We start from the raw sequence: 10,530 nt of genomic DNA on the forward strand, positions 1-10,530 counted from the left end.
TTCTCGTTGCGTCAATTCCTGGCCCCCTGAGACTCCCGCACCCGGGCATGGCCGTCTGCTTTCAAAATGCGTACGGGAAGTGGCTGTTGTCACATGCTCGGGATCATGCGGAGCGTGGTGCGCAGCAGGACACGGAGCACGGACACAATGAGAAGGGCACGCTGCCGTGAAAGCAGCGTGCCCGTTTGTGCATTCGACCGTCGAATGCGGCTTCTTCGATCAGACGGCCACACCGGGAACCTGACGTCCCAGCGCGGAGATGCGGTCACGCAGAAGGTACGAGATCTCCTTCCTTTCCTGCTCGGAGAGCGTGCCGAGTAAAGAGGCCAGTTCCTCCTGCCAGTCGGAGCGCGGCGCGCTCAGCAGGTCCTGGTGCTCGACCGACCAGTCCAGCACCTGCCTGACCTGATCGGGATGCCGTAGCAGCCAGAGCGCTGCCAGCGAGACCGGGCCGGAGTGGAGTGCCTGGAGGCAGAACTCGTACTCGCCACGCCGGCTGGTCGTCCAGGAGTAGGAGACTCCCTCGTCGTCCGGCCGACCGAGGAGGAGCTCCTCACCGGTCTCCCGAAGACGGACGTCGAACACCCGATAGCTCAGGCCCGTTTCCTCCACGCGCTGCGGCACACCGAGATGCTGCATGATCTCCGGAGCCCCGAGCCCGTTGCCCGCGCTCGTCTGTGTGTCGGCCAGCCAGCGCAGGGCCCGCGTGAGATGGGTGCGGATCACATGCCAGCCGTGCAGGGTCTTCGTGCGGACGACGCGCACCGGATCGTGCACCCACCACGACACCCACAGGTCCACCGATTCCGTGCCGTACACCGTGGGCAGGCCGACGGCCCGGGTGTCCACGTGCTCGGTCACGTCCACGCGGAAGACATCGGTATAGCTGCCGCCCAGAGCGGGCGCCGCGGCCTCGTCGGGCGTCGGCACATGTGCACCGGAGGTTTCGGGGTCTCCACAGCGGCCGAGGACGTAATAGTCACCGGCGGAGTCCCTGAGTACGAGCGCCCAGTCCGTCGCGGCGGACCAGCGCTGGCTGAGGATTTCCCGCCAGGGCGGTCTGACCGTCCGGAGATAGAGGCGCTCGGCCGATTCGTCACTCATGCCGTCCCTCCTTCTCGTCACTCATGACGCCTTGTTCGCCGCTGCGCCATCTGTCGAGCGCGGTCCGTGCGATATCCCGCCCGGCCCAGCCGACGGTGTCTCCTTGGTCCATCTCGACGAAGAGCCGCAATTCGCCGTATTGCATGGATCGGGCCAAAGTGGTGAACAGGATCTCCACCGCGCGGAACAGCGACTCGTCCCAGCGTCCCCAGTCGGCCCATCGCAGCAAGGCGGCGCAGGTCAGGTCGAAGGAGCTGTCGGTGTTCAGCGCCCGTCCGATCACATCCGCAATCAGCCGCCCTTGACGGGTCCCTTCGGCAAGGTGGTGCTGGAACCATTGTGGGTCCTGCATCAACTGGCCGAACAAAGAGAGAACTTGTTCCGTGTCGGCCTGTTCCTCGCCCAGCCATTGCATGAGACGGTCGAACACGTTCTTCTCGTTGCCCGCCTGGAACAGGCGCAGGATCGCCACCCGCACTGCCAGGCGGACCCGGGCTTGTCCATCGTCCTCCTGGTCATGGGCCCGTACACCCCGCAGGAGGGTGCTGAGCAGTCGCAGGGCGGCATCGGGACGTGACAGCCCGAACTCCGCACCGCATGCGTAGGCCACCGTGGTCCTCAGCTGCGGGCTGACCGCCAGGCTCCAGCGCTGAAGTCGATAGCGCACCTCTGCAACCAGTACAGGGTCCTCGGCCGCGATGCCGAGGGCGTGTGCCGCGATGAGGCGGCTGGTGGTGCGCTCGGACTCGGCGAGGGTCTGGACATGGCGCAGCGCCCGACGTCCACCTCCCCAGCTGGCTGCCCTCCCCATGACCCGGCCCACCGGCTCGGTCAGTTCGCTGTCGCGATGCACCTCGCTCAGCCATCTGACGAGCAGGTCCGACAGCGTCCCGTACTCACGCCATACGTGTCTGAGCACAGCCTCGGCCTGTCGGTGTCTGACGAATACGACCGGTTCTACGCTGTGCGCGTAGTCATCCCCCGTGCGGATCTCACGGGTCTGCCGGGTGGCACGGACGGCATGCAGCAGCTCCGTCAGAGAACGCCGGAAGACGAAGTCCGGGTTGGGCCGCTCGACATTCTCGGCGCCCGACGAATCGGTGGCCGGCAGTACGGCCATCAGACGCCCCTCGGACAGCGCCATCAGTCGGTCGGCTTCCTCCCTGACGATCCGGTGGTCCAGTCCTTCGTAGACACAGACGGCCAGCAGCAGAGACAACGCGTCCGGGTCGTCGCGCAGCTCGCGGATGAGCTCCGGTACTTCCTGCTCGACCCGATGGCTGAGCCGCGCCCCGAGGTCACCGAGAGCCGTCGCATCACCGTCGGCGGACACAATGGCCGTGACCAGCTCGACTACCTCAGCCGGCACCAGCTCAGGAGCCAGGAGTTCTCCCAGCTCGTGGCGGTCCAGTGCGGCCAGCAGCCGCTCCCGCTCTCGCTGGTCCGGCACCAAGGCTTCGAAGCGGCTGCCGAACACCAAAGCGGCCGCAGGCGGTTGGCAGGCGATGGGAGTGACGTGCAAGTCCTGTTCGAGGCGGCGCAGCAGGGCCGTGTCGTCAGGAAGGACGATCACCATGCGCGCACCGGTGTTCTTCAGCAGGGAACGCACATGACCGAGCACGCCGGGCCCGAACGGCCGGGACGGGAACAGTCCGTCCACGAGGTAGCCGCGCGCCGAGGCGTCTGTGGGCCGCCAACGGTCCAGTTCCGTGACGCTGTCCAGGGCCCGCAGCGGGGCCGATTCCCCACAGCACGCACGCAGCAGGTTGAGCGCCGCGGTGCGACGGCCGGATCCCGGTCGGCCGGCCAGGAAGAGCAGCCCCCTTTCCAGCTCGCTCAAGGCGCTCCCGAACCATTCTGGCTCCGCGAACCCGAATGCGGCGGCTCGCATCTCGGTCTCGGGGATCGGCCCCTCGCGCACCCTCGCCGCCCGAGCTGTCCGCCGGTCGTCCGTCCGCTTGTTGTACACACGTTGACCACCGTGGACGGATCCCGCGTTGAGGTTTGCGTTCGGGGCGTACACGAACGGACCTCGGGCACCGGTGGCTCCGCCGATGGCGTCGAACAACTCGTGGACGTCGTGCTCCGGTTCCGCACGCAGTGACTTGCCCTCGGGTGGCACCTCGTGCGCCCCGGGCAGTTCTGCGCGCGCCGCTCCTTCGTCCGACGTCACGGTCGTCCCTGGTACTTGTCGCCACGGACCTGGTCGCCCTGGAAACCTCGGACGCGATGGGCCTTGCTTCCTTCGACGTGGTCACCGGCGACGTTGTGGTTCGACACGCTTTGCCCACCGTGCACCGTACCCGTGTTGATGTTGCCGTGGGGAGCGCTGTTGCTCACAGGAGGGCCCTGCGTGCCGGCGGTCTCCGGCGGACGGGCAACCTCCCGCAGAGGGCTCTCGGCGGCCGGGTCGGCCAGGGCCGCCTCCTCGTACAGCGGTCCGGACGGCTGGGGTACGTAGATCCACGCCTGTTGGGCGAATGGCTTACCGTCGACTGTCGCGGCCACCTCCACGAAGTGGTCGGGATGACGCCCGGTGTACCCACTGGCGACGGCGTCCTCGTAGCAGCGCTGGGAGAGGATGGCCGCGAGGTGGGTGATGTTCTCCTTGTGCGACGCGAGCACGGCCTTGACGGGGCGGCAGTCGAGGAGCCGGTGCGTGTCATTTCGCGCCGTTCCGTTCCCGCTGAACTCGTCGCCGGTGTCCGGCAGGGGACCGATGTGCAGACTGGCTCGGAGCCTGATGGGTGCGGCGCCGTAGGACAGGACGTTGTAGTCGGCGAGGACGTCCTGGAGGGTGATCAGTAGCGGGTGAATCACGAAGGGCATCAGGGCGGGGTCGAATCCGAAGACGTAGCCGTCGCCGGTCGAGGCGGGGAACTTGCGGTCGTCCCAGAGCTCCTCAAGTCCCGCCGTGGTCAAGGCAGTCCTGAGGAGTTCGGGAATGGCGCGGCTGATGGTCTCGTGTTGGATGGCCGGATGCCCCGTGAATCCCTTGGCGTCCACGGCCAGGATCCCCCGATAGGCGGGCAGCGCACGGCTGCGGGTGTGAGGCCCAGCGCTGCCCTGGGCCGATTCGCTGAAGAACTCGCGCATGTGTCACTCCTCCGTGAAGTCCCGTCCGGCCGTCAGGGGCCGGATGGTGGCATGGGCGTTCGACGTGCCAGCCAGTCGAAGCTTCACAGCGGAGGCGCTAAGGCTCCGCCCCAGGAACGCGTACAGCATGTGACGTGGGGCACGCTACTGTCACTCGTCAGGGGGCAGACCGAGGGTCAGCCGCAGGGCTTTCACACCGGTGACATGAATGCGATTCCTCGCGAACTGCACCTGGTCCGGACCGAGATGCCTCAGGGCCTTGCTGACGGTGTCGCGGCTCACTCCGATGTGCTGGGCCAACTCCTCCCTGGTCAGGGCGAAGGAACGCACACCGCCGGAAGCCTTGACCAGACGGAGCAGCGCCACGGCAAGACGTTCGTGCACGGCCCCGTCGTAGACTTCGGTCTGCTCGCGCAGCCGACTGGACGCGAGCGTCGCGAGCGGATACGCAAGCTGATACTCACGCACAAAGCGGCGGAAGTCCTCCGCCGGGACCACAGACGCTTTGCATTCGCTCATCGTTCGCACATCGGCCAGCCTCTCTCCGCCGTGCTGGAGCGCCATCTCCCCCAAGATCTCCCCGGGGCCACGGAACGCCAGCAGTCGCTGCCGCCCGTCGCGGTCCGTACGGACCACTTTCACCATTCCACTGATCAGGGCGAGCACATGAGTCCCTCGTGACCCCTGCCTCAAGAGGATTTCCGCCGGCGCGTAGGTCCAGCACGGGTAACGGATCAGTCCTGTCCACGCCTCCTCCGAGACTAAGTCCTGGAGAGTCCGCACCGAGAAAGCACGATCTTCGCTCATGCGATCACGCTAGGAGAGTCGGCTACCGAGTCACCACGGAATGCGTCATTCCGTGGTCGCAGCGATGCGATCGGCTGGAACTATTCCATGTGGCGAAATCACTCTCCCTGACTACTGAACGCCTTGCTCACTCGCAATGCAGGGTTGAAAGCGGGAGGCAATTGCTCTTCGAGCTGGCCGTCACCGAGTTCCGCCGTCGGCCCCGGACTGAACGTGGGAGTGGGAGCGGGATGCAGTGCTTAACCGTTACCGCAGCAAGGTTTCGCCGTGAGTCCGCTGCGGGGAATCGCTCGGCTGCCCTGCACATCCGCCGTGCAGGGCAGCCCTCCCACCGTCGACGGCTCCAGGTTGGAACATGCTGGCTACACGGCATCCTCTCGTTGCAACGGCCGTAGAGGGGGCGCGATGACCACCTCTCAGGCGTTCTCGTCATGGATCCGCGCACTCAGATCCTCCGCCCACTCCAGCGCCCACGCCCTGAGTTCTTCGATCTGCCAGGAGGCGAGCCCGTACGCGGTGTAGTCCTCATCCTCATACCATTCCGCGCCGATGAGTCGGTCCCGGAGGCCTTCGAGGCTGAACTCGTCATGGGCGCGACGGCGGACCAGGGACTCGAGATCGGCGGTGGAGCGTTGGCGGGAGGCAGCCTGGACGTCGATGAGGTCGCGGACGGTGGGGCCGTAGTGGGTCTGGGCAGGCGGAGCCCAGAACGCCTTCTTGAGGACGTCGACCTCGCACGCCTCGCCGACGTCCGGATCGGTGACGAGAGAGCGGCCGCTCAGCGGATCGGTCTGGACGTGAGTGGTCCGTCATCCGCGCACGCTGAGGCCCGTTGTGAGTGAGGCGACGATCTCCTGCATAGGAGCGGGATTCGCTGCTGGGAGGCGGCGGCATGGCGGATACGGGGGTGCCTGTCGTACGTACGGGTCGGGCGCCCGCCCTTCCCTCGGCTCAGCCAGAGCACGCTCAGCGCCTCATCGCTTACCCGCGCAGGCCCCCAGGTGGCACGGCAATCGGCTGCCCTGCAGACCCGGGCAGCCCGCCCACGGGCGCGGGTGATCATGACACAGCAGGTCACGCGGAGGGTCGCCGCGGTGGAGTCGGCTGCGGCTTCGGGCTCTCTGTCGGAGTGACGACGGTGGCGAAGCCGAAGCCCATGGCGTTGGCGCAGTGGGCGAGAAGGATACCGGCGCGGTGGAGCTGTCTAGTAGGCAAGCTGAGACGCTCCCGCGCCCGATGCTGACCGTTTGCTGACCCGAGCAGGACAACAAACCTGTGACCTGCAAAGACACCCAAATGCTAGATCTTAAACTTGAACATGGTGCGTATCATCGAGGTTCTCCTGCGCATGGGCTCCCTGCCTGCGATTTTGCAGGTCAAGGGCGGTTTCCCGACCTTACAACGGGTCGCATGTGCGGTCAGCTTCCAGCGGGTTCTCGAAACGAGGGGGGCGGACTGGTGACGGCCAGTCACTGACGCGGGTGGAAACGCCGCGCCGGCGCAACCCGCGCTTCGCCGGTTGGTCGAACCGGCGAAGACGACGGGTTCCTCAGGGTGAGCCGTGGGTCGGTGAGTCAGTGGTCGGAGTAGCTGAAGTCGCCCATGGTCCAGGCACTGACGTCCTCGATCGCGACGCGGTACATACCGCCCGTCTCCGGGATTCCCACCGTGCCCTGCAGGATCCGGGCGACGTGGAAATGCAGGTATGTGGGCGGGCCGTCCGTCTTCGCGGGGGTGTCGAAGATGGTGGAGAACTCGCCCAGGTCGGCGGAGTCCGTCAACACCTCCGACACCCTCTTCCTCCACATGGCTTCCGGGGCCAGCCGACCGGTGATGACGGCACCACCGGTGACCACGGTCAGGGACATCTGGTTGCTCTGCCCGGACTCCACAAGGGCGGCGATGGCAACGAGCAGCTCGTCAAGCTTCGGCATGGGATCGGATTCTATGCGTCGGCCCGCGCCGGCGGGTGCCCCAGGGAGGTCCCCAGGATGTGCAGCCAGTGGCTGGAGACGGACGCCGCCCTGCGGTGCGGTCCCGTCAGGAGAGGGCGGAGGCGTGATCGTGTGCGTGGTCCGCTGTCCGGCCGGGCCTGAAGCGGCGGCGGGCGAGCGCGATCAGGGAAGGTCCTCCGCGCAGGCACCACAGGGCGATCACCGGATCACAGATGGCGCAGGCCAGGGACGAGTCGTGGTGGAACGGCAGAATCGGATTGCCCTTGAGGTGGTGGACCGTGTCCCAGGCCGTGTGGAGCAGCCAGCCGAGGCCGATGAAGGTCCAGGAGTCGAGGCCGCGGTAGGCGACGTAGGCCGCGAGTGCGACGAACGGGATCTCCCACGGGCCGAATCCGCCCCCGCTCAGATAGGCGGCGCCGGCTCCGCCCACCATGATCGCGTTGAAGCGGCGTCGGTGTGGTTCTTTGATCAGGGACATCAGCAGGCAGTAGATGATGCCGACGATCACCGGTGACACGAGGCTCATTGCGGAATGACTTCTTTCTGCTGAGGCGGGGCGGATCGCCGCGGTCGAGCGCAGCGAAGCCGTCGGACACGGCGATCCGGATGTGCGTGGAGCAGTCCTTCAGGGCCGGTCTCTCTGCGACGCGTTGAAGTCAACCGTCCGCCGACCAGATGGCACAGTGGCACGAGTGACAGTTGTCAACGGGAAATTGCCAAGTGCCTCAGAGGGCCTGTGGACTGCGGTGACATGGCCTTTTGAGGGTGCTGGCCCCACATCCGTCGTGTGGCGACGGGGTAGGTTCCGGCCATGCACACAGTCGCCGTTCTCGCGCTGGACCAGGTGATCCCGTTCGACCTGTCCACCCCGATCGAGGTCTTCTCCCGGACCCGCCTGCCCGACGGGCGGCCCGGCTACCAGGTCCGGGTGTGCGCCGAGCACGACGAGGTCGACACCGGTGCCTTCACCCTGCGTGCCCCCTGGGGTCTGGAGGGCCTCCAGGACGCGGACACGATCATCGTGCCGGGCGTCACCGATCCCACGGTCCCGCCGTCCACCGCCGTGGGCGACGCGCTGAGGTCGGCCGCCGCCGACGGCACCCGGATCGCCTCCATCTGCGTGGGCGCCTTTCCCCTCGCCGCCACCGGGCTCCTCGACGGGCTGCGCGTCACGACCCACTGGCGCGCGGCCGGGATGCTGTCCGCCCTCCACCCGGGGGTCGACGTCGACCCGGACGTCCTCTACGTCGACAACGGCCAGTTCCTCACCTCGGCCGGTGCGGCCGCGGGCATGGACCTGTGCCTGCACATGATCCGACGGGACTACGGATCGGCGGTCGCCGCGCACGCCGCCCGCCTGTCGGTGATGCCACTCGAACGCGACGGCGGTCAGGCACAGTTCATCGTCCACGACCACGTCCCCGCGCCGAAGGGCTCCGAACTGGAGGCGCTGCTCACCTGGCTGCGCGAGAACCTGGCCCGCGACCTCACCCTGGCCGACATCGCCGCGCAGGCCGGGACCAGTACCCGGACCCTGATCCGGCGTTTCCGCGACCAGACCGGCACGACCCCGCTCCAGTGGCTCCACCGGGCCCGCGTGCGCCAGGCGCAGCACCTGCTGGAAACCACAGAGCACTCCGTGGAGCGCATCGCCGGCCAGGTCGGCTTCGGCTCGTCCACCACGTTCCGTGACCGCTTCAAACGCACCACCGGCGTCAGCCCGCAGACCTACCGACGCACCTTCGGCTGAACCAGTGGCTCGGAGCCGCCGTCGACCGGATCACTCACACCGCTTGCTCCCGGAGCGGGAGTTCGTCGAGCCGTACCCGTCAGTGGGCGGGTGCGCTCTGGCGGGTGCGGTCCGGCGGGAGTACGCCGAGCGGTTGTGGGTCACGCCGTGATGTTGGCGCTGTCGCCGCCGGTGGCAGCGAAGCTGGTGCCGGTCACCATGCGTGCCTCGTCGGAGGCCAGGAACACCACCAGCGGTGCGACGTCCTCGGGCTCGACCCACGGCACCCCGAGCGGCAGCTTGCCGCGCTGGGCGTCGGCCGCCGTCCGCTCGTCCTCGGCGATGTCGCCGGTGGGCTCGTGGCCGCCCGTGCGGATGATCTGCGCGTAGCGGTCCTCGTGACGGGTGAGCGCCGTGTTGACCAGTCCCGGGATCACGGCGTTGACGGTGATGCCGTGCTTGCCCAGGTCGAGGGCCGCCGACTTCACCAGCCCGATCAGTCCCCACTTGGACGCCGAATAGCCTGCGCCGTCGAGGGTGCCGTGCTGCCCCTGGGTGGAGGACGTGACGATGATCCGGCCGCCCCCGCGCTCGACGAGGAGCGGCGCGGCGGCGCGCAGAACGTTGGCGGTGCCGGTGAGGTTGACGTCGATCTGGTCGTCCCAGAGCTCGTCGCTCATCTGAAGGAGAGACGCGAAACCCTGGATACCGGCGTTGGCGAAGACGACGTCGATCCCTCCGAAGCGCTCTGCGACCTGGTCGAACCCGGCCTTCACCGCGCTGCGGTCGCGCTGGTCGAAGACCACTGGCAGCCACGGGGCCCCGGCCTCCTGGACGAGCCGCCCGGTCTCGGCGAGGTCCTCTGGCGTCGCCGGGTGGTAGTCCATCGCGGAGCTCACCGGGGCAGCGATGTCGGCCCCGGCGACGCGGTATCCCTTCCGTGCGAAGGCCACGGCCGTGGCGCGACCGATCCCGCGGGCCGCTCCGGTGACGACCACTACTCGGTTCTCGCTCATCCCTGACTCCTTGTCGTTCATCGTCCGGCATTTCCACCGGGTCGTTCGAGGACCGTCCGAGTGCCGGCCGCCCGGTGTCCCTCCCTGCGCCGCGCCGCCCCGAGCCCGACCACTCCGAGGGTCATGCACGCACCGGCCACGATCAGCGCGCCGGCTCCGGACCAGGCACGGATCAGCAGCGCGCCGAGGGCCCCTCCCGCACCCATCGACACCACCGCTCCCGCGCGGCGGACCCATTTGTCGAAGGTGCCGCCGGCGAGCGGGCTGTCCAGCGCGAAGTTCACCAGCGTGCTCGTGATGACCACCGTGGTGACGTCGGAGATCCGTGCCCCGCGGGCGACCACCGCCTGCATGCCCATCGCCGCGGCGAGCAGAGCCGTGAGCCCGATCAGCCATCCTCCGGCCGGAGCGCCCAGCAGCAGCCAGGCGACCCCGCTCGCGAGAGCCGTGGCAGCGGTGCCGCACAGGACCAGCAGGTGAGCGGTGGGCAGTCGGGTGACGTGCGTGCGCCCGTGCACGAGGCGTCCTGCCACGATCGCGCCGGCGAGGAATCCCGCCAGGGCGAGCGCGTTGTTCAGCAGCGGAACCTCTCCCGACCCGGCGAGGCCGAAGCCGACGAACAGCACGTTGCCGGTCATGTTCCCGGTGAAGACACGGTCCAGCGCCAGGTAGCTGACCGCGTCCACGAGGCCGGTGGCAACCGTGAGCGCGAACAGCCCCACCAGGTACGAGGCATCACCGTCCGTCGGCTTCATCGGCCCAGGGTCTCGTGCCGTGGCGGCGTTCCGGCGAAGGCGCGTCCCTCATGGCCCTGTGTGGGGCA

General features: G+C 68.0%; 10 protein-coding genes. 2 read left to right on the plus strand and 8 right to left on the minus strand.

The genetic code is table 11. From position 1 onward, the window contains the following. Positions 1 to 219 precede the first annotated feature (219 nt). The 4 genes from IG88_RS0132630 to IG88_RS0132650 form a co-directional block, all read right to left on the minus strand. Complete coding sequence (locus IG88_RS0132630; RefSeq protein WP_031049139.1) at positions 220 to 1,104, minus strand: hypothetical protein; 885 nt, start codon at positions 1,102 to 1,104, stop codon at positions 220 to 222. Continuing rightward, the gene (locus IG88_RS0132635) at positions 1,097 to 3,277 is read right to left on the minus strand and encodes a hypothetical protein (RefSeq protein WP_051852157.1); all 2,181 of its coding nucleotides are present in this window, start codon (positions 3,275 to 3,277) and stop codon (positions 1,097 to 1,099) included. The genes IG88_RS0132630 and IG88_RS0132635 overlap by 8 nt, the downstream gene beginning before the upstream one ends. Further along, positions 3,274 to 4,200, minus strand: a complete 927-nt coding sequence (locus tag IG88_RS0132640; RefSeq protein ID WP_031049144.1) for a hypothetical protein — start codon at positions 4,198 to 4,200, stop codon at positions 3,274 to 3,276. Before IG88_RS0132640 ends, IG88_RS0132635 begins: the two co-directional genes overlap by 4 nt. 150 nt (positions 4,201 to 4,350) lie before the next feature. Continuing rightward, complete coding sequence (locus IG88_RS0132650; protein WP_031049145.1) at positions 4,351 to 5,007, minus strand: Crp/Fnr family transcriptional regulator; 657 nt, start codon at positions 5,005 to 5,007, stop codon at positions 4,351 to 4,353. A 431-nt stretch (positions 5,008 to 5,438) separates the two neighbouring features. Here IG88_RS0132650 and IG88_RS43585 point away from each other — a divergent pair, with 431 nt between their 5' ends. Then, positions 5,439 to 5,849 (plus strand): hypothetical protein, encoded by a 411-nt coding sequence (locus IG88_RS43585; protein ID WP_031049147.1) that lies wholly within the window; start codon positions 5,439 to 5,441, stop codon positions 5,847 to 5,849. Between the two features lie 732 nt (positions 5,850 to 6,581). Here IG88_RS43585 and IG88_RS0132665 read toward each other — a convergent pair. After that, on the minus strand, positions 6,582 to 6,941 hold the full coding sequence (locus IG88_RS0132665; RefSeq protein ID WP_031049149.1) for a hypothetical protein: 360 nt from the start codon (positions 6,939 to 6,941) through the stop codon (positions 6,582 to 6,584). A gap of 106 nt (positions 6,942 to 7,047) precedes the next feature. Further along, positions 7,048 to 7,488, minus strand: a complete 441-nt coding sequence (locus IG88_RS0132670; protein ID WP_031049151.1) for a DUF6010 family protein — start codon at positions 7,486 to 7,488, stop codon at positions 7,048 to 7,050. Positions 7,489 to 7,773: 285 nt separating this feature from the next. On the opposite strand from IG88_RS0132670, the gene IG88_RS0132675 reads away from it, so the two are divergent. Next, positions 7,774 to 8,712, plus strand: coding sequence for a GlxA family transcriptional regulator (locus IG88_RS0132675; RefSeq protein ID WP_031049157.1), 939 nt, complete (start codon positions 7,774 to 7,776; stop codon positions 8,710 to 8,712). Positions 8,713 to 8,852: 140 nt separating this feature from the next. On the opposite strand, the gene IG88_RS0132680 is transcribed toward IG88_RS0132675, so the two are convergent. Then, on the minus strand, positions 8,853 to 9,707 hold the full coding sequence (locus tag IG88_RS0132680; RefSeq protein WP_031049159.1) for an SDR family oxidoreductase: 855 nt from the start codon (positions 9,705 to 9,707) through the stop codon (positions 8,853 to 8,855). A 17-nt stretch (positions 9,708 to 9,724) separates the two neighbouring features. Continuing rightward, positions 9,725 to 10,462, minus strand: coding sequence for a YoaK family protein (locus IG88_RS0132685; protein ID WP_031049162.1), 738 nt, complete (start codon positions 10,460 to 10,462; stop codon positions 9,725 to 9,727). Positions 10,463 to 10,530: the final 68 nt, after the last annotated feature.

Origin of the sequence: Streptomyces sp. NRRL F-5650, from assembly GCF_000721365.1 — a bacterium.
GTDB classification, from domain to species: Bacteria; Actinomycetota; Actinomycetes; order Streptomycetales; family Streptomycetaceae; genus Streptomyces; species Streptomyces ardesiacus.